This is a genomic window from Paenibacillus sp. FSL H7-0943 (genome assembly GCF_037963265.1).
Taxonomy (GTDB): Bacteria; Bacillota; Bacilli; order Paenibacillales; family Paenibacillaceae; genus Paenibacillus_AQ; species Paenibacillus_AQ odorifer.
Window position 1 is genome coordinate 6046139 of the sequence record NZ_CP150148.1, and the last position, 25071, is coordinate 6071209.

Below are 25071 nucleotides of genomic sequence, written 5' to 3' on the forward strand. Positions count from 1 at the left end.
TAAACGGCTGCGAATCCCTCGGGGAAACGCAGCCGTTTATACGTTCGTCCTGCCTGATAGGATGGATTAGAACTCTTCAAATTCATAATTGCTTCTCTTTAATGTACGATTAGCCAGCTGAAAACATGCGCTTTGGGAAACCTCAAGGGCTAAAGACTCCTGTCTTGGAAACCCCGCATACACCCCGTAGCATTCTACTTGTTAATAACTTTTCAAAATTGAAATTATAAAGACAGCTACCCTGATCCTAAAAGGATTAGTGTAGCTGCTTCATGGATTCCTCCCGCATAGCGGAAATTAAATATTATACTTCTACAGGATACATGCGCTGGCGCATTTCCTTAATTTCTGGATTCTCCAAATATTCATCGTAGCTCATGGAGCGATCAATTACACCTGTAGGTGTAATCTCGATGATGCGGTTAGCAATGGTTTGGATGAACTGATGGTCATGGGAAGTGAATAGAATCGTGCCATCGAAATCGATCAGCCCGTTATTCAGTGCCGTGATGGATTCCAGATCCAAGTGATTGGTTGGTTCATCGAACACAAGCACGTTCGCGCCGTTGAGCATCATTTTGGCCAGCATACAGCGAACCTTCTCGCCCCCGGACAGCACACTTGCTTTCTTCAGTGCTTCTTCTCCGGCGAACAACATACGGCCCAAGAATCCACGCAGGAAAGTTTCGTCCTGATCTTTTGAATACTGGCGTAGCCATTCTACAAGATTCATTTCCACACCATCGAAATAGCTGGAGTTGTCTTTCGGGAAATACGCTTGAGTTGTAGTTACTCCCCATGTATATTCGCCCGCATCCGCTTCTTGCTCACCCATGATCACATCAAACAGCAGTGATTTAGGCTGGGAGTAAGGGCCTACAAAAGCAATCTTATCCCCTTTATTTACTACAAAGCTGATTTCATCAAGAAGCTTTTCACCTTCAACCGCTTTGGACAATCCGCTGACTGTCAGCAATTGTTTACCCGCTTCACGTTCTGGTTTGAAGTTAAGGAACGGATATTTACGGTTGGACGGACGAATGTCGTCCAGGGTAATTTTCTCAAGTTGCTTCTTACGTGATGTCGCTTGTTTAGACTTGGAAGCATTGGCCGAGAAACGCTGGATAAATGCCTGCAATTCCTTGATTTTATCTTCCTTCTTCTTGTTCGAATCACGCTGCAAAGCTTGCGCAAGCTGACTGGACTCATACCAGAAGTCGTAGTTGCCGACGTACATCTGGATTTTGCCAAAATCAATATCCGCAATATGCGTACATACTTTATTCAGGAAGTGACGGTCATGGGATACGACGATAACAGTACCTTCATAGTCCATGAGGAAGTTCTCTAACCAGCCAATAGATTCGAGATCCAAGTGGTTGGTAGGCTCATCTAGCAGCAGGTTATTCGGACGGCCAAACAAGGCTTGCGCCAAGAGTACCCGTACCTTTTCATTGCCGCTCAGTTCGGCCATTTTTTTGTCATGCAGTTCACGCATAATTCCGAGACCAATCAGCATGGCAGCTGCATCTGGCTCAGCATCCCAGCCGTTAAGCTCAGCGAACTCACCTTCAAGCTCTCCTGCACGCAGGCCATCCGCTTCTGTGAAATCGGACTTCGCATAAAGCGCGTCCTTTTCTTTCATAATTTCATAAAGACGTGTATGACCCATAATTACGGTCTCAAGTACCGGGAATTCATCATACTCAAAATGGTTCTGTTTGAGTACTGCGAGACGTTCGCCCGGTGTAACATGTACCTCACCGGTATTTGCTTCGATCTCACCAGACAGAATTTTCAGAAAGGTTGATTTACCGGCACCATTGGCACCAATCAAACCGTAGCAGTTACCAGGGGTGAATTTTATGTTTACATCTTCAAAGAGAGCGCGTTTTCCGTAGCGGAGTGTTACGCCGCTTGTGCTAATCATTACGCATTACCATCCTTTTCACTTAGGGTTTCGGCTCATTATAGCATAAATAGAGAGCAAAAAGCCCGTAAAATAGCCTTTTCAGCTGTTCTCTCCAATACTAAAGTTATTCCAGCTGCTGTACAGAGGTCGCCAGTTAGGAGGAATTTTTTCAATTATTGTCCAGTTATGCGATTCTTGGGTTGTATAATAAGCGTTTCGCCATAGCTGAGCGTACGGATTCGTTCTTCAGAAATACCCTGTTTAAGCCGGGCACTTTCCATCCGATCCAGCGCTTCCCGGGCCGTATCATCAGCAAGTCTATAGGTGCCGTAATGCATCGGAATCATGGTCTCCGCTCCAACATCTACAAATGCTTGTATAGCCTCTTCAGGGGTTACATGCTGCGAGGTCATGAACCACTCCGGTTCATAAGCTCCAATCGGCATGAGTGCAACATGAAGCTTATAGCGGCTCCCAATCTCCTTAAAACCCGGAAAATAACCGCTATCTCCTGCGAAATACAGGTTAGGAGGCAGCTTGTCGCTATCCGATTCGATCGGCTGCAGAATGTATCCTCCCCAATGAGAAGTATTCGTGTCCCAAGGCGTTCTCCGCGTCCAGTGCTGAGTCGGCACGAAGGTAAGCTTAATTTTACCTAGCGTATTTTCCTGCCACCATTCCATTTCTATGCAGTTATGAAATCCTTTGCGGAGCATCTTTCGTTTCAAGCCTATAGGAACAACAAGGGTTGTCCCTGCTCTATATAATTTACGGATAGAAGCCATATGCAAGTGGTCATAATGAGAGTGAGAGATCAGAATCAGGTCAATGGGAGGCACTTCGCTGAGCGGAATCCCGGGTTGCCCCAATCTTTTCTCAAAGCCTAGTCTTCTCGCCCAGATTGGATCAGTAATGATATTCATCCCTTCATATTGAAGGAAAAACGTTGAATGCCCAATCCACGTAATGGTGGTCTCCAGGCGATTCTCCGCCAGATAAGCTAACCTCGGCGGCGTACTTGGCACTACATATGAATAATCTTTTTTCTTCCGTCGACGTTCCTCCCGCCACTTACGAAACTCTTTAAGTGTTTTATCGGTACTCACATTGTCGAGGTTATTGTAGCGAAATTTAGCCATAGAGCACCTCATCTTTAGAAGTTTGCAGAGCATGCTTTACTTTAGCGAATATAATACAACTATATTGAACGGCAGAGTATTTTGCAAAATATACAAGTTACTTGGTAATGGTGCGCCCTTTTTCCGCAAAATATCTAAGTACCCTTTTGTGTTTCACGCCAGAAATGAGATAATATGTGTATAAAGTATGGCGGTGCATATACCGTTCAAGGGGGAGCTACGTATGAAGATTACTTTTATTGAACCGACTCCAAGTCCAAATACGATGAAGCTTCATTTGGACGAAAGTCTGGAACCTGGAATTCGCAGAACCTATACACCAGAAAGTGAACGTTCCGCACCTGCCTGGGCACGCGAAATGTTAACGATACCGGGCGTTATTAGCATCTATCATGCTGCTGACTTTGCAGCGCTCGAACGCAAGGGCAATGCGGATTGGGCAGCGATTCTAAGAGAAGTTCAGAACCGCTTCGGCAACAGCGAAGGCTTAAATGACGATTGGAATCTTGCCGATGAGAACGCTGGCGCTCATTTCGGCGAAGCTCAAGTCTTCGTCCAGATGTTCCGCGGAATTCCGCTGCAAATCCGCGTTAAGACCGGCGCGAATGAAGAGCGCATCTCCTTAGCAAACCGCTTCACGAAGGCGGTTATGGATGTGGCTAGCGCCGTGATGATTAAAGAGCGTAAGCTCACTGATTACGGCGTGCGTTATGGCGAGCCCGCGGAGATTGCACGCGAGGTGGAGCAAGAGGTCGAAGCGGCGTATCCGCAGGAACGCCTCGACTCTCTCGTGCAGCAAGCCATTGCGCACGGCGCTGAAGGCGAGTTCGTCGAGCAGAGACGAACCCGCAGTCAGGATGAGCTGCTGCGAGACCTGAAGCATGAGGATTGGCGCGTGCGTTACGCCGCGCTGGAGGATCTTACGCCGACGGCGGAGCTCCTGCCGGAGCTTAAGGCGGCGCTGCACGATCCCAAGCTGCATATTCGCAGGCTTGCGGTCGTGTATCTAGGCGACCTTCGCACGCCTGAAGCGATGGAGCTGCTCTATGAGGCGATGGCAGACAGCGCGCCAGCCGTGAGACGTACGGTAGGCGATACGCTGTCCGACATCGGCGATCCTGCCGCCACGCCAGTGATGACGGCAGCACTGACAGATAAGAGCAAGCTTGTCCGCTGGCGCGCAGCTCGTTTCCTCTATGAGGTGGGCACATCCGATGCCCAAGAAGCGCTGTCGGTTGCGGCGGAAGATCCGGAATTCGAGGTTGGACTTCAGGCCAAAATGGCTTTGGAACGTATCGCTTCCGGTGAAGCAGCGGCGGGTACCGTTTGGCAGCAAATGTCAGAGCGTCGTCGCAGCTAACATTCCCTACCGGATTTTGTCATTGCTTGACTTGCGAACTTGCTTTATACTAATTCCTGTTGTTTATAAATGAATGAAGTAAAGATAGCCTCGTCATACTAAGATGAGGTAGAGGTCGCGGATATAAAGAGTACGCGCGTGGAGACGTTAGAGCCGTCTATGAATCGCGTCGAAAGGAATATCTGCCGAAGTCTGCACTGTCGCTCTTACAGCGGTGCAGGCTGGGGCCGTTGCCGAAAGGCACGGAACTGTCACATTGTATAACCTGCATAAGCAGCAGGTCATAATGTGTTGCGCTATCTTCACAGGGAGTATGATGCGGAGCTGTATAGATGGAAACCGCAGATATAGTCTGCGGTTTCTTTGCGTTTACAGAATTTGTATATTTAGTGTTTGTCCATAACCTTATGGAGACCACCAAATACACTCTCCCGCTCTGCGGGAGGAAGCAGCTCAGCACTCCCCGTTCATGAATTGAAAGATTAGATCATAAGGAGTGTCAAATCATGCAGGGCAAGCAGCAAAATCTAGCACAAGGCAACGTAAGTAACCCGCCTGAGCTAAAAAAATCATTTAAAGCAAGGCATTTGACTATGATTGCGCTTGGAGGATCTATTGGTACTGGACTCTTCCTGGCCAGTGGTGGCGCTATCGCTTCAGCCGGACCCGGTGGAGCACTTCTAGCCTATACGGCTGTTGGTGTTATGGTTTATTTCCTCATGACCAGTCTGGGAGAGCTCGCTACCTATTTACCGGATTCCGGCTCATTCAGCACTTACGGCACGCGTTTCGTCAGCCCCGCTTTTGGGTTCGCCATCGGCTGGAACTTCTGGTATAACTGGGCGGTTACGATTGCAGCAGAATTGTCTGCCGCCACCGTCATTATTAAATATTGGTTCCCGGACAGTCCCTCCTTTCTCTGGAGTCTCGTGTTCCTGCTGCTGATGTTCGGTCTTAATTTCCTGTCTGCTCGTGGATACGGAGAATCAGAATATTGGTTTGCCATTATCAAAATTATTACTGTTATCGCCTTCCTTATTGTCGGAGTTTTGATGATTTTCGGAATCATGGGCGGAAAAGCCGTAGGCTTCAGCAATTTCCAGATCGGGGGCAGCTCGTTCCACGGTGGCTTCTTCGCTTTCGTCGGTGTCTTTATGGCTGCGGGATTCTCCTTCCAAGGCACCGAGCTAATCGGTGTTGCAGCAGGTGAGAGTGAGAACCCTCGCCGTAACGTACCTATTGCTATTCGCCAAGTCTTCTGGCGTATATTAATCTTTTATATCCTCGCTATACTAGTAATCGGAATGCTGATTCCTTACACGAATCCAGATCTGCTGCGCGGTGGTATTGATGATATCGGAGTCAGTCCGTTTACGATCGTATTTAATAAAGCAGGACTTGCTATTGCCGCATCCGTCATGAATGCTGTCATTCTCAGCTCCGTATTGTCAGCCGGGAACTCGGGAATGTACGCCTCCACCCGCGTCCTGTACGCTATGGCTAAGGATGGAATGGCTCCACGTGCTCTAGGCAAGCTTAATCGCCGCGGTGTTCCTGTTGGCGCTTTGCTCGTGACCACAGCCGTTGGTATGTTAGCCTTTTTAGCATCATTCTTTGGTGATGGTGCTGTATACAACTGGTTGCTTAATGCTTCCGGTATGTGTGGATTTATTAACTGGCTCGGCATCGCTGTCTGCCATTATCGTTTCAGACGCGCCTTTATAGCTCAAGGTCATTCCCTTGATGAGCTGCCTTACCGGGCTAGATGGTTCCCGTTTGGGCCTATATTTGCCTTAGTACTTTGTACGGTAGCCATCCTTGGCCAGAATATGGGTGCCTTCTCAGGTGGAAACATCGACTGGTACGGTATTGCCGTTTCCTATATCAGCCTGCCATTATTCGTCTTGATTTGGGCCGGCTATCGCTTCTTCCGCAAGAGTAATATTATTCCTTTGGATAAATGCGATCTTAGTACTCACCCAGAATAAATAGACTCCTCAAAAAGGGATATCCAGAAGCCTGAAAGGCTGCGGGATATCCCTTTTTATATAAATCAATCTAGTATATTCAACTCCTGATTTTACTTAGCCCTTTGCCTATTCCCAAGTCACATACACTTTTAGATCACCCGTATTATCAAAAGAAGTGCTAGAATAAGATACTTCCTCTAGTCCAAGTTTATATAACTCCTGTAGATCATTCTTCAGCTGGGTTCCACTACCGTCATAGCGGAATAATAAAGATCCCTCTCCTGAAGCGACAGCCTTATTCGCCAGCTGAATTAAATCTGCTGCTGAACGCACAATCCGTTCCTCGGCATACAGCTCATAATTAAGGTCCTTCTGAAGCTGCTTATACACCCCGGCGCTCTGTCCTCCACGCTCTACAAGTGCTGACAAGGTCTTATAATAGGCAACCGAGGCTGCCGGATAAGACTTCGTCCAGCTATGGTCCTGACGCATTTGGGCATCAGTCTTCAAGTAATACGCGGTGCTTACTACGCCGGCTTTATCAGGTGTCGGGTCATCCCAAGTTGTGTCGAGATGATACCATCTCCCTTCGAGCAGCACTAGATTCCAAGCATGAGACTGGCTGCGTCCTCCCGGCTGTTTTGCAGTGCCCTCAACGATTTTATTACTGAATCCCGCTTCCTTGAGCAGCTTATAGGTCAACAGCGAATACCCTTGGCAAACGGCACTGCCACTCTTCAGGCCTTCATAAGCCGTATATTTACGATAAGAGGTATCATACTTCAGACGCAGCACCACCCAGTCGTGGATAGCCTTAACCTTCTGATGATTATTCATGCCCGGTGTAATGATCTTCTTGAGCGTTGCCTTTACTTCTTTGTTCACAAAAGCGGTCTGCTCCAGCGTTTCCAAGTATTTCACTTCTACCGTAACCTTTACAGAGCTTTTGCTCCCTCGATAAGTGTATCCGTAGCTGTCTATGATGTAATACAAATAGGGATCGCTATTCATCGCTTGATCTAGACCCGTTTGTATCTGTGTTTTTAAATTCGAGGTTTTCCCCTCATAAGTAAAAGTGATAGTCTCTCTACGATTATTCATCGCACCGGTTAGCTTCTGGGCAATTTCACTCACAGAACGAACGGTCGGTGAAGTCGTGGCCGCATAAGCATGCCCCCAGGTCCAATACAATGTCGGGGGAATGGCTGCGCAAATAATCACTCCTCCAAGAATGACTTTTGCCAACGTGAAGCGTTTTTTCCACATAATTATTCTGATCCTCCGGCTCCTACAGACTTATTCAAAACCCTCCATTTAATAGATAATGAAGACTTGGGCAAAAAAAGACTGTTCTCTGTAGAATAATTCTACTCTGAGAACAGCCTCTAAGCCAGATCAATATGAATTATTTCTTTAGGGGTGTAATGAGATAGGTCTCTCCTATTACTGTTTCAAATTCCAGCCCCGCTCCTTCAATCTGTGTACCATCAGGTTTTTGAATGAGCAAAGGCTGGTGTTGAACAATTCTGCAGGATCGGCCATGAGTCGAGGTAACCTCTGCCCTAGTTAAACAGCCCCCGCTCCATTCTATAGTCATGACAAAGCCACCACGTGCCACCAACCCTTTCACGCTGCCTTCAGACCATTCCTCTGGAAGAGCAGGTAATAGTTCCAGACCCTCCTGATGACTCTGCAAAAGCATTTCTGCTATTCCGGCTGTAGTGCCGAAGTTTCCATCAATCTGAAACGGAGGATGATTTCCGAACAGGTTCGGCAAACTGGAATCTTGCAAAATGCGACGTAGACAGCTAACCGCACTCTCGCCATCCTTCAGACGCGCATAAAGATTAAGCAACCATGCTGCGCTCCAGCCTGTATGGCCACCTCCGTGTTCTATGCGTTTCTTCAGTGTTAAGGCTGCCGCCTCCGCTAGCTCTGGTGTGGAGGAAGGGCTAATTACGTTCCCAGGGTACAGGTCATACAAATGAGAAACATGACGATGCCCAGGCTCTTGTTCAGCAAAATCCTCATTCCATTCGCGGACAGTTCCGTCCGGTGCGATCCCTTGGTGGGCAAGCTGTTTCTGTTTCTGCATAAGCTCCTGACGCAGCTCTACATCGGTATTTAAAATGTCAGCAGCCTGAATGCAGTGCTTGAACAACTCAGCGATAAGCGATAAATCCATAGCTGAGCCAGCCGAGACACTGCATGGTGTGCCGTCAGCAGTCAGAAATACATTCTCTGGCGAGGTAGACAAACCTGTCGTCCATCTTCCATCAGGCAGCTCTACTAGCCAATCCAGACAAAACAATGCGGCTCCCTTTAGTATGGGATAAGCTGTGCGCAAATAGTCCTCATCTGGACGAAAAGCGTAACGCTCCCATAGATGGCGAGAGAGCCATACCCCGCCCATCGGCCAAAAAGCCCACATCGCCTTACCGTCTGATGGAGAAGTCATCCGCCACAAATCGGTATTATGGTGTACTGTCCAGCCACGTGCGGCATAATGAATACTCGCTGTACGGCTGCCAGCCACGCTAAGCTCCGTGATAAAATCTATTAAAGGTTCATGGCATTCGCCCAATCCGCATAACTCGGCTGGCCAATAATTCATTTCGGTGTTGATATTTGTCGTATAATTGCTGTTCCATGGTGGCTGAATATAGGGATTCCAAATACCCTGCAGATTCAGAGCTTGCGTCCCCGGCCGTGAGCCAGCAATCATCAGGTAGCGGCCATACTGGAACAGCAACGCTTCCAGTTCAGGATCTGCCTGTCCTTCGCGGTATTGTACCAGGCGCTCATCAGTCGGAAGCTCTCCTCGGGAAGCAGCAGATGCAAGCGTCAACTCCACACGGTGGAACAAGGATTGATGATCCTCTAAGTGGCGTTGCTTAAGCTCTGCGTATCCTTTAGAGGCTGAAGCTAACTGCACTAGGCACAACTCCGCTGGCAGCTTGCCACCGCTTCCCGGCATCCGGTCATACCCGGCATAATCGGTTGCCGCAGCCAGACGAAGGGTAATGGAGTGCGCGCCAGAAATCAACAGCGAGCCGTTCTCCGCTACACAAGTCCCACCTTCCGTCTGGATCTCCATAACCGCAGCAAAACTTATGCCAAGCCCCTCTTCATATAATACGGCACGCGGGTGATCCCCTACGTAGTTATCAGCCACATGCGACGGGGCACGGCCAGTCATAATCAGCATGCCATCCGGAGTAATCTCCGAGTTGAAAGGATGTGGTGATGCCAGATCCGCCCAGAAATCTGGGAGAGTAGCTTGGCCCTCCCCCCCCTCAGCACGGATATGAAGAGCTATAATGTCATCCGGTCTGCTGGCCAATACTTCACGTACGATCCTTACACCACCGGCAGTATAGGTTACCGTAGCCAACGCCTGATCCAGATCAAGCTCTCTCCGGTAATCCTCTACAGGACCTGCAAAATTAAACTTCAATCGCAAATCTCCAAGCGGTTGATAGGATTCCGTCCGGCTGCCTAACATTTTGGCGTCCACCAGTGCTTCTGCTTCCTTGTATTTCCCCTCTGCAACTAGCTGTTTAGCTGGAGCCAAATGCCGCAGTGCCTCATAGTTGGCTTTATCCCGCGGGAAACCTGACCATAGAGTGTCTTCATTTAATTGAATCCGTTCTTCTTCGATTCCACCAAAGACCATGCCGCCCAGCCTCCCGTTACCTACGGGCAGCGCCTCTTCCCATACAGCCGCCGGCTGCTTGTACCATAACTCATGCCGTCCGGAGTTCTTGCTCTCTCCCATGTATATTCCTCCTGTCCTGTTATTACCGGTGAAAAGCAATCAGCGGGAGGCCCGGACTTTCGTTCGGACTTCCCGCCATCTTCATGCTTTTATTGGATTAGACGAAATTTAATAATTAATCATTCCAAAGTTTCACGCGTTGTTTAACCAGCTCTTCACGCAAATCTTCAGCTTTCGTTACACCAGCTTTATCAAGCTCAGCCATGTAAGCATCCCAAACTTTATCGAAATCAGCTGGTTTAGACAAGATTGCTTCTGGGATCCGTTTCCAACTGATATCCTTCAGCTTGTTGTCAAGAACGACAATTTCGCTATCCCCAGGAATCGTGATGTTCCATGCCGCGCCCCAAGGTTTAACTTTGAACTCATCTTCACTTGGGAAGAGGTCTTTCCAAGTTGTTGCTTTGTAAGCAGCAAGTGTTTCTTTTTCAACCGCATTGTAACCTACAGTTACTTGCTCAGGGAAACGAGTTGTGTAGTAGTTACCAGATGGATCCAATACACCGTCGCCATAGTGAGCGCTCAGCAATGCATAGTTTGATCCGACATTACCCAAACCAGTTTCTTTTTGGAAGTTGGTAGTGTCATTATATTTACGGTCGTTCACATCTTCAGGAATGACACGTTTGCCATCAACAACATTGTAGTGTTTGCCTTCAATACCCCAGTTAACCAATACTTGACCTTCGTCGGAAGCTAGGTAGTCCAGGAATTTAATCGCACGAACTGGATCTTTAGCATCTACGCTGATCCCAATTCCGTTACCACCCATGAAGCCTGTAGGCCAGAAGGAGGTTTCTTTGTACTCCTCAGACAAGGTTACAGGATAGTGTCCATAGCCTTGATCCAGCTTGCCTTCAGCTTTCAATGCTCTTTCTCCATCGCCATAACCCCAGTCTTGGTCAATCAAACCAATAACGCGGCCGGTAGCAATTTTAGCTTTGTACTGATCATACTTTTGAACGAAACTTTCTGGATCAAGCAATCCGATATCGTTCATGTGGTTGAGCCAGCGGAAATATTCTTTTTCAGCCGGACGACGGAAGTGATAAGTTACTTCTTGGGTGTCGATATCAATCGCATATTCACCATCGTCAGGAGAACCAGTAGTAATAAATGCTGGGTTAGTTACTGTAATGTACATGTACCAATCATCTGCATTCAGAGTCAGGCCGATGTTTTTGTTACCATTTTCATCCGTAGGATGTTTTTCCAGGTAAGCCTTGATTACGTTCTCATAATCTTGAACAGTTTTGATTGCAGGATATCCAGCTTCTTTAACAGCACGGTGCTGTAGTTCAAATCCGCCACCAGCATCAAAATATTTGTTGTCCACACCTGCATAGGTAGGGATGGCATAAATCGCGTGATCATCGTCACTGTAACGTGAACGTTTCATGCCTTCTTCGCCCAATACTTTTTTGATATTCGGAGCATATTTTTCAATCAGGTCTGTTAGATCAAGCATTGCGCCTGCATCCACCAGCTTACTGACATCAGTCTTAGCACTGATCAAATCCGGATATTCGCCGCTCGCTGCGATCAAGGCTACTTTTTGTTGAGGATCACCAACTGCATATTCAGCATTTAGGGTTACTCCCGTTTTTTCCGTAATCACTTTACCAACTTCATCTTGCATACCTGTCCAGTTCGGGTTAGGGTCTGCACTGAAGAAGGTCATCGTGAGCGGGGAAATATCCTCAGCCGCATTGGTCGCATTTCCAGCATTAGTTGCATTGCCGCCTGTATTTCCAGCTGCAGCATTACCATTGTTGCCATTGTTACCGCCGCAGCCTGCAAGCACACCGAGCAGCATAATAGAAGTGAGCGTTAATGCCGTAGCTTTGGCTTTTATCTTTCTATTACTTCCCATTAAATAAACCCTCCTTAAAATTGTTTATCTATCGTATCACAGGTGAAGACCTGTTAATACTTTACCCAGCTTGCCAAAAGAAAACGGATACACAATAGGTTTTAAGCATAGGGGAGACTAAGCTCCCCCGTTAAACTGTGATTAACTCTTCACAGCACCAAGTGTCATACCTTTAACAAAATACTTCTGAATGAACGGATAAACCAACAGGATCGGTACGGTTACGACAATCGTAATCGCCATTTTGAGCGACTCCGGCGAGACCTGATTGGAAGCCAGCGAAGCAATGTTGGAGCGGTAGTCGCCTCCGTTACCACTTGTTGTGGTCTGTAGAACCTTCATCAATTCATATTGCAATGTGGTCAAGTTAGGGCTTGAACCATTGTACAGATAAGTATCAAACCAAGCATTCCATTGACCTACTGCTAGGAACAGCGCGATCGTTGCTAGCGCTGGCTTCATCAATGGCAGAATAACGCGGAAGTAGATAGTAAAGTCATTGGCTCCATCCAGCTTCGCCGATTCCTGCAGCGCATACGGCAGGCCGTCGATGAAGGAGCGGATAACGAAGACGTTAAAGGCACTAACCAGTCCAGGCAATACATAGACTGCAAAGCTGTTCATCATATGCAGATCCTTGATCAGCATATAGATTGGAATCATTCCTCCTGAGATATACATGGTCATTGCCAAGAATGTGGAGACAAACTTGCGACCTGCAAAGTCAGGGCGGCTGATCGTAAACGCCAGCATCGAGGCACTGATCAGTCCGAACAAAGTACCGATAATTGTCCGCAAAGCGGATATTTTAAACCCGGTGATTAATCCGGAGAAAGTGAAGATCTTTAGGTAATTGTCCCAAGTAAAATCCCGGGGATAGATGGTCACTCCACCGCGCACACTGTCCACTGAATCATTCAGTGAGATGGCAAGCACGTTCAAAAACGGATAAATCGTGATTACAACCACGAACAGTACTACAAAATATACAAAGAAATCAAAGATCCGGTCTGACCATGACTTTCCGGTGATAGCTGAATTTCCCACTGTAACGCTCTCCTTTCATGAAAAGGGCAATTTACTGCCACGATTGGGTAGAAGGGCCTTCTGTGCTACAGAAGGCTCTCTTTTGTTGTACGTTTGAAGATTCCATTAATCGTAAACAGTAGAATTACACTGATCACTGAGTTGAATATATTGATCGCAGTACCGTAGGAATATCTCGCCATGCCCAGTCCGTATTTCAGTGAATACAAGTCTAGCACTTGAGAATAGTCGGTAACGAGGTTGTTTCCGAGCAAGAATTGCTTCTCAAAGCCGATATTGAGCAAATTACCCACCGACATAATGAGTAGTACAGTAATTGTTGGGCGAATACCCGGAAGTGTAATATGCCATACCTGACGAAGCCTGCTGGCACCGTCTACCCGGGCCGCTTCGTACAATTCAGGCCCAATACCTGCGATAGCTGCAAGGTAGATGATGGCGTTCCATCCGGTCTCTTTCCAGACATCCGATAAGGTAACGATTCCCCAGAAGAGATGGCCCTGGGCCATAAACTGGATAGGTGCGTCTATGAATCCTATTCCTAACAAGATATCGTTTACAAGACCATTTTCACCAGATAACATTTTAGTTACAATCCCCGCTGCAACCACCCATGATACAAAGTGGGGCAAATACGAGACTGTTTGAGCAAATCTTTTAAAGAAGCCAAGACGCACTTCATTGAGCAATATTGCAAACGTTATTGGAAAGATAAATCCTGCGACTAAGCCCATTCCACTCATCGCCAGCGTATTACGCAGCGCCAGAAGGAATTGCGAGTCACTGAACAGTGTCTTAAAGTGTTCAAAACCTACCCATTCTTGTTCAAAAAAGCCACGTGCGGGCTTGTACTTTTGAAAAGCCATCGTCCAGCCCCATAACGGGAGATAACTGAAGACGAATGCCCAGATCACAAAAGGTATCGACATCATCCATAAGTACTTTTGATTCTTAAAGCTTCTCCAAAACCGTCCTCCTGAAGCAGGCTTTTTGTTGCGTGTTCGGGTATCCGGCGGGATTTGAGAAGTTACTGTGTCCGCTTTCATAAAGCCCCTCCTCTCTATGTCTATATTCTAAATCTCTGTAAGCGATTGCAGTACCCTATAAATTCGACCTAAAATCAGGTGAAAATTAGAGATTTAGAGCCAAAATAAAGCGGATACATCGTTGAAAACACTGAAAACAAACATGAATTTACTGAAAATAAAATTAAGTGAAATTATTTGATTTCATAAATCAATACGATACTTAATCCCCTGTCTATTTCACACAATTAATACTTCATCCCATAATTAAAAAACGCCCCGAGCTAACGTTCTATAAGTGAACGTGGCCGGAAGCGAAGGCGCGGACTGAAATGACCTTATTTAAGCAAATTGCACATCTTATTGGGTTAGGCGGACTATAAAGACCTTATTCACTTAAAAAACCACCTTTTGGAGAACATTTGCAGCTAATAACGTACATGGAGTCCGATAAATCGAAATTGGACTCGAAATAGCCCAAATAACGACTCTGGAGTCCGTCATACCCGCGAATGAAAACTATAATATGCTCTCAGATGAGGCGTAACAAGTATACCCGTAACCCCTGCCCTGCTCCTCAACGAAAACCTCCGTATGGTTCAATTAAAATTAATTACTTTAATATCATCTTATCTAGAAAATATCACCTGATACATCAGTACTTCAACTATTTCAGATACATATTCCTTATACGCACATGCCGAGTCGACATTATCTGTTGTACCTGCAATTTCTTTTCCTAAAGGAGGGTAATAGGAGAGCAATGAAAAACAAAAACATCAAGACATTATTATTGATTATCGCCGCAGTATTATTGACACTAAATTTATTTCAATTCAATAACAACGTAAGCCATAACAGATTAATGAATAGGCTGGACCTGAATCTGACATCAGAACTCGACGGTCTAAGAGTGGAATTAGAACGATCCTCAACACCAAGCATTCTTGCTGTAGAGCAAGCGAGTAAAGTTGCCGCCCTTTCGACGTATTCAACATTAGGGTTCGATTATGGATATACCTTGGAAACCAGAATACATGACAAATATGTACAAAATGAACCTTTTAAAGAGATGGATCAAATTCAAGCGTTACTTCTGGCCCTTCTAAAGGACCCTGCAAATCTAGAATTGCAGCAACGATTAGATTTATTATTAGTGAAGTAACTTTAATGTAAGAAAAAAAATCCACAGCTAAAGCTCAGGTTATACCTGAACTGCAACTGTGGCTTTTTGGGCTTCTATTTTAGATGTTTTTGCGAAAAGAACTCGGGGAGAGCCCTACATATTTACGGAACTTGGCGTTGAAGTAATCGGGGTTCATGTACCCTACTTTCTCGGCCACCTCATATACTTTCATGCCTTGCGCTAGGAATTGCTTCGCCTTCTCAATCCGCACTTTGTCCACATACGTATTGAAGTATTCCCCGGTAGTGTTCTTGAACATTTTACCTAGATATGCGCTGTTGTAATTAAATAACTCGGATAAGGTCTCAAGCTTAAGGTTCTCATTGTAACGGCGGTTGATTAGCTCCGTAATTTTTTTGATCTCATTCCCTTTGCTGCCACTGGACATTTGATCGGCGATCTCCGCCATGAAATTAACGGCCTGCTCTTGCAGGTCTGCCAGATAATGACTATGGTAGAGCTCACCGATCGGCGGGGAATGCTTAGCGGCATTGCTGCGAATCTCTGGATAGACCGGTTCGAGACGGGCCAACACCGTACTGAGAATCCGCACAAATGTATCTTTGATCTGCTGCTCCTCACTGCCCGCAGCCAGTAGCTCCGCACAGATCGTATCCACCAGCGGTTCAATGGCCGCGCGGCTTCCGGTTTCAACAGCAAGCATTAGGCGGCTCTCCGCATCCTGCCCTTCTTCGGTGTACGCCTCCGCCACTCCAGGAAACAACATACCGGAGAGATCGGCGCTGATCAGAATCCCTTTGCGGTAAAAGAATGCCCGGCGCAGCAGTTCACGCGCCACTTGAAAAGACTGTGCCGCCTCTTCTGGTCCAGCTACAGGGCCTCCCGTTGCTGCGCTGAAGTTGTATCCCTCGCGGCAAATTAAGGAAGCAAGCTCTTCCATCAGCCGCTCCTGTTCCTGCTTTCCTGGCAGCGGCTCTTGCAGCAGGAATCCAATATATGGCGGCATCGTGAAAAACATCCGCTCTTCACTGCTGCCAAAATACTGTTCTACCGCGGCCTTAACGGCCCGCTCCCCTTCCTCACTGCCGCCCGCAGGCGCGAGTAATTCGAGTAGGATCACTTCGACACGGTCTGATTTAAGACCCAGTGCTGCCGCCTGCTTAGCAGGATCATTCTCCCCCTCCTCCGCAGTTGAAGGCTGCAGCAATGTACGCAGCAGGCTTTCGCGATTACGGGCAGGCTCCTCTTCATTCCAGCGGCTAAAGCGATCTTCCTGAGCGATCGTGACTCTGAGTTCCTCCAAATAGTTGATTAGCTCTTCCTCATCCACCGGCTTCAGTAAATAGCCGTCAATGCGGTAAGAAATGGCTCGTTTGGCATACTCAAAATCCGCATGACCACTTAAAATTAGCACATGGCTGGTCGAGCCTTCCTCGCGCAGCTCACCGATTAACTCCAGCCCGTCCATACCAGGCATGCGGATATCCACCACAATCAGTTCCGGATAAAAAATATGATATTTCTCCTGAGCTTGCAAGCCGTTGGCGGCCGTAGCCACCACCGTATACCCTAGCTCTTCCCAAGGGATTAGAGCCCGAAGGCCTTCCCGCAGCTTTGGCTCATCATCAACAATCAATACTTTGATCATAGATTTATGTCCTCCATTGGAATACGAAACGTAATAGATGTTCCTTCATTCATCCGGCTTTCGATATTCAGTCCATATTCAACACCGTAGGATAACTTCAAACGGTCGTGTACATTGCGCAGCCCGATCCGTGCCTCTTCCTGCTCATCACGAACCTCAAGGGTATAACGGATCTGCTCCAGCTTGTCCGGAGTGATCCCGGCTCCATTATCGGTAATGGTAAAGACCGCATGATTCTGCTCACGCTTGATATTCACCGTAACCATTGCTCCATCCATCGTGTTGTCTAACCCATGAATCACCGCATTTTCCACAAGCGGCTGCACAATCAGCGGCGGGATGTAGAGTGATTCGACGGCAGGGTCTACAATAAATTGATATTTCAAACGATCCTCATAACGGAATTGCTGAATATCCAAATAACAACGAACCACTTCAAGCTCCTGGCTAAGCAAAATTTTACTTCGGCCTACCTCCAGATTACTGCGCATCATTTTGCCAAGAAGACGCACTACCCGTGCAATCTCCACTTGCCCTTTCATATGGGCCTCCATACGAATAGATTCCAGCGCATTGAACAAGAAATGAGGATTGATCTGGCTTGCCAGCATTTTAAAACGGATATCATTCTGTTTCTGTTCCAGCAGACTGTTCTGGTCATTAGATTCCTGTACCTCGTACATCAAATCGTTAATACTCCGTACCATAGAATTGAACTGACGAGCTAACAGGGCAATTTCATCTTTGCCATCAATTTTTAATGAAGTGTCAAAATCACCCGTACTAACGCGGTTAATATGTCTGCTTAACTGCAATAATCGACGTGAAAATAATGAAGAGAAACTATATATGATTAAAAAGGCCAATAAAACGCTTACGGCAATCACGGTAATCGAAAGCTTAATCACCCGATTAGGTTCTTTGACTATACTATCAATAGAAAAAACAGAAATAATTCGCAGGGCGTTACGGCTGGCTTGTGGTTTAAGTTCTTCTATCACTATTTTGGAGGCTTCACCATCTACTTCTGCCTCATAGCTCCCGCTTCCTTGCCCCAAAAGCTTTGTATCAAAAGAAACATCTGCCAGTTTCTTTCCTGTCCGATCGCTCCGGTTCGCAGCAATGATATTATCCTGATCATCCACGATCATGGTATCAAATGATTCCTGGCTCAGAATCGAGGTTAGCTGGTGACTGTTTACATTAATAACGAGCACGCCAATTTTACTGGAGCCCTCCAGCTCGATTTTGCGGACAAGACTTAAATAATTCCGCTGATCACGCTCATCCTCTATATATTCCCAACCGACGAGGCTATCGTACCGCTGTGCTCTCTGATACCACTGGCTCTCCTTAATGGCAGACGAAGGATTGATCAGCTCCCAGTTGTTAAGCAGCGTAGCATTATCAGTGTATAAACGTATGTTGGATATGTCTTTATATAATCTTAGGTATTCACGCATATCAGTGTAATCCCGATAAGCCTCAACCACATCATAAGTGCTTACATACTGGCGTATGGCGAGTTTTTTCAGCCGGGCATCATTGGACAATCGATACGCTATATCTTGCGATACACCGATGACTTCTTCTGTTCTTTTTTTTACCCGATCTACGTTAATTGAAGCTTGCTCCAGTGCGTTCTCAAACGCCATGGTCCTCATCTCAATCGTAAGATAACCACCTACCAGTAATACCGGTAAAAGTGTAGTCAGTAAAAAAGCAAGCAGCAGCTTATTGCGGATTTTGATGTCATTCAGCACCTTAACAAACCATTGAAACATGGCCTTTCGCCCCCCGAAACCTTCACTATCTCATGTACAGGCTGCCACTACCATGGAGATATTCCATACTTTACAGAAGAAAAATGAAAACGGCAACATTTTTGAATATTGCCGTTCATCACCTCTATAAAGAAGATGGTCTTTAAAAAGGCCTTCCGCCAGATGCGAAAGACCTTTTTTATATCAGACAGATTGATAAATGGCATTTTATTGGCGATATGCAGCCAGCTTGTTATTCAATTCGCGGGTCTGGCCGTAAACTTCCTGATAGAGGTTGAATAGACCATCATAGATTGCCGTTTGTTTCGGATCTGGTTTATATACATCAGCAGGACGGATAAACGCTTCTGCACATTCCGCAAGGGATGTGAACCATCCGCTTCCATAAGCCGCCAGCATAGCTGCTCCCATTGCCGGACCCTGTTCACTTTCCAGCTTCACGATGGATGCATTGAAAATATCAGCCTGCATTTGCAGCCAAGCCTCATTTTTAGCTCCACCACCAATTGCAATGATCTCTGTAATCTCTTTGCCTGACTCACGTACAATCTCAATGGATTCACGCAGTGAGAAGGTAATGCCTTCTAATACTGCACGTGTAAAATGCGTCAACGTATGCCCTGAATCCATACCAATAAAGCTTCCGCGAATATTCGCATCTGGATGTGGTGTACGTTCTCCTACAATATAAGGTGTGAATAACAGGCCGCCGCTGCCAGCTGGAATAGAGGAAACTCCGCTTAACAGCTCATCAAAGCTTTTGTCCGCCGCAAAGGTTTCTTTGAACCACGTAAGGCTATGACCAGCAGCTAGTGTAACCCCCATAATATAGTAGGCATCTTTTTCACCATGGTTAAAGAAATGGACTTTACCTTCGAGATTCAAATCTTTATTGCTCTCATAAGAAAGAACTACACCAGATGTACCAATACTGCACATGGTCCGGCCTTCTCCCAATACACCCGCTCCGAGCGCGCCACAAGCATTATCTGCACCACCAGCAAATACCTTCGTTGAAGATAAAAGACCTGACGCTTCAGCAATGTCCGGCAATAAAGTTCCAGTCTGTTCAAAGGATTCTACCAATCTAGGACAAAGAGAAAGCGGAAGTTCAAAAGCCTCTGCGATTTCTGCACTCCATTCTTTAGAACCTACATCCAATAGCAACGTTCCGGCAGCATCGGAGTAATCCATTGCATAATCACCCGTCAACCGATAACGAACATAATCTTTTGGCAGCAGGAACTGATGAGCCTGTGATAATACTTCTGGTTCATTCTCTTGAACCCACAGAATCTTAGGCAGTGTAAAACCTTCCAATGCTTTGTTTCTGGCGATATCGATCAACTTCGTTCCAAGCGTCTTCTCAATCTTACGACATTGTGCAGTAGTACGGGTATCATTCCAAAGAATAGCTGGACGCAGCACTTGCCCTTCTTTATCTACCAGTACCAATCCGTGCATTTGTCCGGAGAAACTTAGACCGTCTACTTGAGACGGGTCTATGCCTGATACTTCAATCAGACGGCGCAGGCTGACCAGCGTGCCCTTTACCCAATCTTCAGGATTTTGCTCACTCCAGTTCGGTTGGGGTCTGCTTAGCGGGTAGGACTCGGAATGCTCAAAAGCCACCTTCCCCTGCGGGTCCACTAGAACAGTCTTCACTGCACTAGTCCCCAAATCAACACCTATAACGTATTTCATTCTTGACCTCCTAAAAGTTTTGTTAGCATAGACTTCATTGAATTACTTCGAGCAAAACTTACTTCGTAAGCATCTTGCTTAGTTTTTACTACAAAAAGGGGGCTGCCGAAGAATGCTCTCTTCAGCAACCCCCGTTGCATTTGTTCAAACTCGACTCAAAGCCTAAGCTTCAAGCTCCCTATAAGGACTACTCAGCCAAGATGTATTGGTTAAGGGTAGCTCTCAGGTATTCTTGACGTCCGGATTGGTTAGGACGTGGGTTCTCATTGTTCAAAGCATATTCAGCCAAAGAAGCCAATGTTGCTTTACCGGAAACGATGTCTGCACCAACGCCTTCTGTGAAGCTGCTGTAGCGTTTGTCAATGAAATCTTCGAATACGCGATCTTCGATCAATTTAGCAGCAACTTTCAAACCTTTTGCGTAAGTATCCATACCAGCGATGTGTGCCAAGAACAGATCTTGTGGCTCGAAGGAAGGACGACGTACTTTAGCGTCGAAGTTAATTCCGCCTTTGCCAAGACCGTCATTCTTCAATACTTCATAAAGAGTAAGTGTTGCATCGTAGATGTTTACTGGGAATTCATCAGTATCCCAACCAAGCAGTGTATCCCCTTGGTTAGCGTCAAGTGATCCAAGCATGCCATTAATACGAGCTACACGAAGTTCATGTTCAAAAGTATGACCTGCAAGCGTAGCGTGGTTAGCTTCAAGGTTCAGCTTGAAGTGCTTGTCGAGGTTGTATTTTTGCAAGAACGAAATTGTTGTTGCTGCATCGAAATCATATTGATGTTTAGTAGGCTCTTTTGGTTTAGGTTCGATCAGGAATTGACCATCAAAACCAATTTCCTTAGCGTAATCTACAGCCATGCTGAACAGACGTGCAATGTTATCTTGTTCAAGACCCATATCTGTATTCAGCAATTCTTCGTAACCTTCACGGCCGCCCCAGAATACATAGTTGCTTGCGCCCAGACGTTTACCAACTTCCAGACCTTTCTTCACTTGTGCTGCTGCATGTGCGAAAACATCAGCGTTAGGTGTAGAACCTGCACCGTGCATATAACGCGGGTTAGTGAACATATTAGCTGTATTCCACAGCAATTTCTTGCCGGAAGTCTTCATGCCTTGTTCAAGGATATCAACAATAGTGTCGATGTTGCTGTAGAACTCACGCAAAGATGCGCCTTCTGGTGCGATATCTACATCATGGAAGCAGAAGTAAGGCAGATCCATCTTGTCCATAAATTCGAATGCTGCTTCAGCGCGAGCTTTAGCTTTATCAAGACCACTCAATTTGTCCCAGCTGCGAATTGCAGTTTCAGCGCCAAACGGATCAGAACCGCCAGCAGTTAATGTATGCCAATAAGCCATTGCAAATTTCAGATGTTCCTCCATAGTTTTGCCGGCTACGACTTCTTTAGGATTGTAGAATTTAAATGCATAAGGGTTGGTGGAACGGCTTCCCTCGTAAGAGATTTTGTTCACTGTCTCAAAATAAGCCATTGTGTAATCCTCCTCATATTGTGCTACGCTAGCAAGCGTTTACAGCATCATCTTAACACATCTTTTTGACTTTGTATATTGGTTAAACAAAGTTTTTTTATAAAATTTCCGCCTCTTTAAGTCTCCCTTGTCTATCCGTTTAATATTCAAAAAATCCAACAATCATAGATTTCCTCTTTTCTGCCGATGTATTGCAATTTCCAGCACATCACTCTAGACTAAGTGGCATACAACAAAAGGGAACTATGCTAAAAAGGATGTGTGATTCGTGAAGGTTACCGGAGATCAGGCGCTGGTCAAAAAAATCAATAAATCGATCGTACTACATACTATTCGAAGGAACTCTCCGCTCTCGCGCGCCAAGGTTTCAGAGATGACCGGACTGAATAAAGCTACCGTATCCAATCTGGTGGCAGAGCTATGCGCTCAAGAATTAGTGACTGAAGTTGGACCAGGTCAATCCAGTGGCGGCCGTAAACCGCTAATGCTGCATTTTAACAGCATGGCTGGCAGCGTAATCGGCATAGAGCTGCGAGTGAAGCAGTTGACAGCCGTCTTATGTGATTTAAGTGGTGGCATTCTTTTCGAAAGCGATTTCTCTCTGGATAATCATGCGCTGCCTTATGTACTGGAACGGATGAAAAAAATAATCTCAGACTTGATTGATAAAGCACCTGAATCCCCATACGGTATCGTCGGCATCGGAGTAGGTGTCCCCGGGATGGTGGATGAGAACGGGGTTGTTCTTTTTGCTCCCAACCTTGGCTGGGAAATGGTCGACCTGCGGGGTATTTTGGAGGCGGAATTCGCGGTTCCAGTCACTATTGATAACGAAGCTAACGCAGGTGCACAAGGTGAACTGAACTTTGGGGCGGCAAAAGACGTTAGACATCTGCTCTACATCAGTGCGGGTTCAGGGATCGGATCCGGTATTATTATTGGCGGAGAGCTGTACAAAGGTGCAAGAGGATATGCCGGCGAGACCGGACATATGACGATTGAAGCACAAGGCAAGCCGTGCAGTTGTGGGAGTCGTGGCTGTTGGGAGCTATATGCCTCGGAGAAAACCTATGACCATTCCGAGTTCTCCCTCCCTGCTCATACTACACAAGAACTGGTTCGTTATGCAGCCGCTGGACAAGAAGACGCCTTGCGCCACTTCTCATCTATGGGTGAATATCTCGGCATCGGAGTAACGAATCTAATCAATAGCTTTAATCCAGAGCTGATTGTCATCGGTGGAGCCTTATCCGAAGCAGAAGCCTGGTTAGGGGAGCCCCTTCGCCGGGTTGTAGCCGAGCGTACACTTCCTTATCATAAGCAGCAGCTCGAGATTACCTTCTCCAAGCTGGGCAGCCGAGGCACGATGATAGGCGCGGGGTTCTCTGCAGTTATGCATTTTCTAGGCGATATTCGGGTGACCGTTTAAGGTAGTCTAATGGACAACGTTTTGCGGGACAGTTTCACGGGTGAAATTCAAGAGCGGATAGAATTGACGTAAAATTGCCGCATTTAGGTGGATCAAAAGTGCAGTAAAAGCAACTTAAATCCTATATAATAAAGGATAAGTTAGTGTGACATTTATCACTACAACCCCTTTTTTGAAATGGAGAGCGAGTCCATGACCTATGTTGATACGTCTGATATCTCGGCACAGATGTTCATCACTGTGTTGCTTTTTCTGCTCATTATTGCCCCTTTGATCAGTCTCGGTGTGCTCCGTTTTTTTCAAGCCAAAAAGAAATCAGGGTTCATTCTGATCGGCAGCGGTGTTGCTGTATACGTCCTATTTCAGATCATTACCTCTTTCACTCAAGCTTAAATTGAACTTTGCGATTTACATCATAAAAAATAGCCTGCGCATATTAGCGTCAGGCTATTTTTGTATACTTAGACCACAAAAAGATCACCTCCAAAATGGAAGCGACCTTTTGCAATTTCCTCACAGAAATATATTTAATTAAACAGTCGCCAATGCTTTGTCGAACTGAGTTTTATTCATCCCCACGATTTTGTGCTCACCAATTACAGTTACAGGAACAGCTCTCATTCCCATATCCCAAACCTGCTGCGCGTAATCATCATTCTGCTCAATATTACGCTCTTCATAGGCTACGCCTTTTTCACTCAAAAAGCTCTTCACCTGACGGCAATGTGGACAATTTGTTGATGTATATACAATTACATTTTCCATCATTAGACCTCCTATGGAAGATTACAGTTATGTTACAGAATAACCGCGCTATGTTCCAGACTTTCAATGTATTTCTCAGCATCCATAGCTGCCATACATCCACTGCCTGCTGCCGTAATTGCTTGTCTATAACGGGTATCCTGCACATCACCACAAGCGAATACGCCTGGGATATTAGTTTCAGAAGTACCTGGGTTAGTCATGATATAACCTTCAGTATTAGTTGTGATTTGTCCACCCAAAAATGCAGTGTTAGGATGGTGGCCAATCGCCACAAACACTCCGCTTGCTTCAATGATTTCTTCTTGTCCGGTCTCATTGTTCAGCACTTTTAGTCCACTCACGCCTTTGTCTCCAGAAGTTACTTCCAGAGGAGTACGATTCAGGCTCCAAGCTACTTTAACATTATCGCGAACGCGATCCTGCATGATCTTGGAAGCACGTAGCTCTTCACGACGGTGTACCAGCGTTACTTTGGAGGCAAAACGAGTCAAGAAACCCGCTTCCTCAAGCGCAGAATCTCCACCGCCAACAACCACGATCTCTTTATTACGGAAGAAGAATCCATCACAGGTAGCACAGGTGCTCACACCGCGTCCCACATTATCCTGCTCGCCTGGGATACCGAGGTATTTTGCCGTAGCGCCAGTCGAAATGATCAGGGTATCCGTCGTAAGAACACCCAATCCTTCAACATTAAGCTTAAAAGGACGCTCTCCAAGTTCTACACTGTTCACCCAACCCGTACGGAATTCCGCACCAAAACGTTCAGCTTGTTTACGCATATTATCCATTAAGTCTGGACCCATAATTCCATCAGGAAATCCCGGGAAATTCTCCACTTCTGTAGTGGTGGTCAATTGTCCGCCAGGTTGAGGTCCTTCGATTACTAGTGGGTTCAAATTGGCACGAGCCAAGTAGATAGCAGCAGTCAACCCCGCCGGTCCGGTTCCAACAATTATTGATTTATACATATCTATATCCTC

General features: G+C 46.3%; 18 protein-coding genes and 1 riboswitch. Of the genes, 5 read left to right on the top strand and 13 right to left on the bottom strand.

Features of this window, described 5'->3' with window-relative positions; translation table 11 throughout:
* Nucleotides 1-304: 304 nt before the first annotated feature.
* Both NSQ55_RS26425 and NSQ55_RS26430 read right to left on the bottom strand, forming a co-directional pair.
* A complete protein-coding gene (locus NSQ55_RS26425; RefSeq protein ID WP_036680232.1) occupies nt 305-1930 on the bottom strand; it encodes an ATP-binding cassette domain-containing protein in 1626 nt (541 codons plus the stop codon).
* Nucleotides 1931-2085: 155 nt separating this feature from the next.
* A complete protein-coding gene (locus NSQ55_RS26430) occupies nt 2086-3051 on the bottom strand; it encodes an MBL fold metallo-hydrolase (protein ID WP_076128690.1) in 966 nt (321 codons plus the stop codon).
* 223 nt (nt 3052-3274) lie between these two features.
* Here NSQ55_RS26430 and NSQ55_RS26435 point away from each other — a divergent pair, with 223 nt between their 5' ends.
* On the top strand, nt 3275-4411 hold the full coding sequence (locus NSQ55_RS26435) for a virulence factor (RefSeq protein WP_339169827.1): 1137 nt from the start codon (nt 3275-3277) through the stop codon (nt 4409-4411).
* 101 nt (nt 4412-4512) lie between these two features.
* Nucleotides 4513-4718, top strand: a riboswitch (Lysine riboswitch).
* Nucleotides 4719-4917: 199 nt separating this feature from the next.
* A complete protein-coding gene (locus NSQ55_RS26440; RefSeq protein ID WP_076179353.1) occupies nt 4918-6399 on the top strand; it encodes an amino acid permease in 1482 nt (493 codons plus the stop codon).
* Between the two features lie 108 nt (nt 6400-6507).
* Here the strand turns inward: NSQ55_RS26440 and NSQ55_RS26445 are convergent, their stop codons facing one another.
* The 5 genes from NSQ55_RS26445 to NSQ55_RS26465 all read right to left on the bottom strand — a co-directional run bounded on the left by NSQ55_RS26445 (nt 6508) and on the right by NSQ55_RS26465 (nt 14125).
* Entirely contained in the window at nt 6508-7647 is a 1140-nt protein-coding gene (locus NSQ55_RS26445) for a transglutaminase domain-containing protein (RefSeq protein ID WP_076185435.1), read from the bottom strand.
* 139 nt (nt 7648-7786) lie between these two features.
* The gene (locus NSQ55_RS26450) at nt 7787-10159 is read right to left on the bottom strand and encodes a glycoside hydrolase family 95 protein (protein WP_076179355.1); all 2373 of its coding nucleotides are present in this window, start codon (nt 10157-10159) and stop codon (nt 7787-7789) included.
* Nucleotides 10160-10274: 115 nt separating this feature from the next.
* Nucleotides 10275-12032 carry an ABC transporter substrate-binding protein gene (locus NSQ55_RS26455; RefSeq protein ID WP_080742630.1) on the bottom strand — a complete coding sequence of 586 codons (1758 nt, stop codon included), beginning with the start codon at nt 12030-12032 and terminating at the stop codon, nt 10275-10277.
* A 141-nt stretch (nt 12033-12173) separates the two neighbouring features.
* Complete coding sequence (locus tag NSQ55_RS26460; protein ID WP_076128700.1) at nt 12174-13079, bottom strand: carbohydrate ABC transporter permease; 906 nt, start codon at nt 13077-13079, stop codon at nt 12174-12176.
* Nucleotides 13080-13144: 65 nt separating this feature from the next.
* Nucleotides 13145-14125 carry an ABC transporter permease subunit gene (locus tag NSQ55_RS26465; RefSeq protein ID WP_076100584.1) on the bottom strand — a complete coding sequence of 327 codons (981 nt, stop codon included), beginning with the start codon at nt 14123-14125 and terminating at the stop codon, nt 13145-13147.
* A gap of 742 nt (nt 14126-14867) precedes the next feature.
* Between NSQ55_RS26465 and NSQ55_RS26470 the strand changes: the two genes are divergently transcribed.
* A complete protein-coding gene (locus tag NSQ55_RS26470) occupies nt 14868-15269 on the top strand; it encodes a hypothetical protein (protein ID WP_248549626.1) in 402 nt (133 codons plus the stop codon).
* A gap of 79 nt (nt 15270-15348) precedes the next feature.
* On the opposite strand, the gene NSQ55_RS26475 is transcribed toward NSQ55_RS26470, so the two are convergent.
* From NSQ55_RS26475 to xylA, 4 genes are all read right to left on the bottom strand, one after another.
* Entirely contained in the window at nt 15349-16899 is a 1551-nt protein-coding gene (locus NSQ55_RS26475) for a response regulator transcription factor (RefSeq protein ID WP_076185438.1), read from the bottom strand.
* A complete protein-coding gene (locus NSQ55_RS26480) occupies nt 16896-18683 on the bottom strand; it encodes a sensor histidine kinase (RefSeq protein WP_076128708.1) in 1788 nt (595 codons plus the stop codon). The genes NSQ55_RS26475 and NSQ55_RS26480 overlap by 4 nt, the downstream gene beginning before the upstream one ends.
* A gap of 207 nt (nt 18684-18890) precedes the next feature.
* The gene (gene xylB, locus NSQ55_RS26485; RefSeq protein ID WP_076128710.1) at nt 18891-20387 is read right to left on the bottom strand and encodes a xylulokinase; all 1497 of its coding nucleotides are present in this window, start codon (nt 20385-20387) and stop codon (nt 18891-18893) included.
* A gap of 187 nt (nt 20388-20574) precedes the next feature.
* Complete coding sequence (gene xylA / locus NSQ55_RS26490; protein ID WP_076128712.1) at nt 20575-21891, bottom strand: xylose isomerase; 1317 nt, start codon at nt 21889-21891, stop codon at nt 20575-20577.
* A 268-nt stretch (nt 21892-22159) separates the two neighbouring features.
* Between xylA and NSQ55_RS26495 the strand changes: the two genes are divergently transcribed.
* Complete coding sequence (locus NSQ55_RS26495; RefSeq protein ID WP_076185439.1) at nt 22160-23320, top strand: ROK family transcriptional regulator; 1161 nt, start codon at nt 22160-22162, stop codon at nt 23318-23320.
* A gap of 192 nt (nt 23321-23512) precedes the next feature.
* Nucleotides 23513-23713 carry a hypothetical protein gene (locus NSQ55_RS26500; protein ID WP_036680251.1) on the top strand — a complete coding sequence of 67 codons (201 nt, stop codon included), beginning with the start codon at nt 23513-23515 and terminating at the stop codon, nt 23711-23713.
* A gap of 138 nt (nt 23714-23851) precedes the next feature.
* On the opposite strand, the gene NSQ55_RS26505 is transcribed toward NSQ55_RS26500, so the two are convergent.
* On the bottom strand, nt 23852-24085 hold the full coding sequence (locus tag NSQ55_RS26505; RefSeq protein WP_076128716.1) for a glutaredoxin family protein: 234 nt from the start codon (nt 24083-24085) through the stop codon (nt 23852-23854).
* Nucleotides 24086-24117: 32 nt separating this feature from the next.
* Entirely contained in the window at nt 24118-25059 is a 942-nt protein-coding gene (gene trxB, locus NSQ55_RS26510) for a thioredoxin-disulfide reductase (protein WP_076128718.1), read from the bottom strand.
* Nucleotides 25060-25071: the final 12 nt, after the last annotated feature.

Excerpts from the sequence above, each read along its gene's own strand:
- NSQ55_RS26425 (WP_036680232.1), bottom strand. The coding sequence starts at position 1,930 with ATGATTAGCACAAGCGGCGTAACACTCCGCTACGGAAAACGCGCTCTC.
- NSQ55_RS26430 (WP_076128690.1), bottom strand. The coding sequence starts at position 3,051 with ATGGCTAAATTTCGCTACAATAACCTCGACAATGTGAGTACCGATAAA.
- NSQ55_RS26435 (WP_339169827.1), top strand. The coding sequence starts at position 3,275 with ATGAAGATTACTTTTATTGAACCGACTCCAAGTCCAAATACGATGAAG.
- NSQ55_RS26440 (WP_076179353.1), top strand. The coding sequence starts at position 4,918 with ATGCAGGGCAAGCAGCAAAATCTAGCACAAGGCAACGTAAGTAACCCG.
- NSQ55_RS26445 (WP_076185435.1), bottom strand. The coding sequence starts at position 7,647 with ATGTGGAAAAAACGCTTCACGTTGGCAAAAGTCATTCTTGGAGGAGTG.
- NSQ55_RS26450 (WP_076179355.1), bottom strand. The coding sequence starts at position 10,159 with ATGGGAGAGAGCAAGAACTCCGGACGGCATGAGTTATGGTACAAGCAG.
- NSQ55_RS26455 (WP_080742630.1), bottom strand. The coding sequence starts at position 12,032 with ATGGGAAGTAATAGAAAGATAAAAGCCAAAGCTACGGCATTAACGCTC.
- NSQ55_RS26465 (WP_076100584.1), bottom strand. The coding sequence starts at position 14,125 with ATGAAAGCGGACACAGTAACTTCTCAAATCCCGCCGGATACCCGAACA.
- NSQ55_RS26470 (WP_248549626.1), top strand. The coding sequence starts at position 14,868 with ATGAAAAACAAAAACATCAAGACATTATTATTGATTATCGCCGCAGTA.
- NSQ55_RS26475 (WP_076185438.1), bottom strand. The coding sequence starts at position 16,899 with ATGATCAAAGTATTGATTGTTGATGATGAGCCAAAGCTGCGGGAAGGC.
- NSQ55_RS26480 (WP_076128708.1), bottom strand. The coding sequence starts at position 18,683 with ATGTTTCAATGGTTTGTTAAGGTGCTGAATGACATCAAAATCCGCAAT.
- xylB (WP_076128710.1), bottom strand. The coding sequence starts at position 20,387 with ATGAAATACGTTATAGGTGTTGATTTGGGGACTAGTGCAGTGAAGACT.
- xylA (WP_076128712.1), bottom strand. The coding sequence starts at position 21,891 with ATGGCTTATTTTGAGACAGTGAACAAAATCTCTTACGAGGGAAGCCGT.
- NSQ55_RS26500 (WP_036680251.1), top strand. The coding sequence starts at position 23,513 with ATGACCTATGTTGATACGTCTGATATCTCGGCACAGATGTTCATCACT.
- NSQ55_RS26505 (WP_076128716.1), bottom strand. The coding sequence starts at position 24,085 with ATGGAAAATGTAATTGTATATACATCAACAAATTGTCCACATTGCCGT.
- trxB (WP_076128718.1), bottom strand. The coding sequence starts at position 25,059 with ATGTATAAATCAATAATTGTTGGAACCGGACCGGCGGGGTTGACTGCT.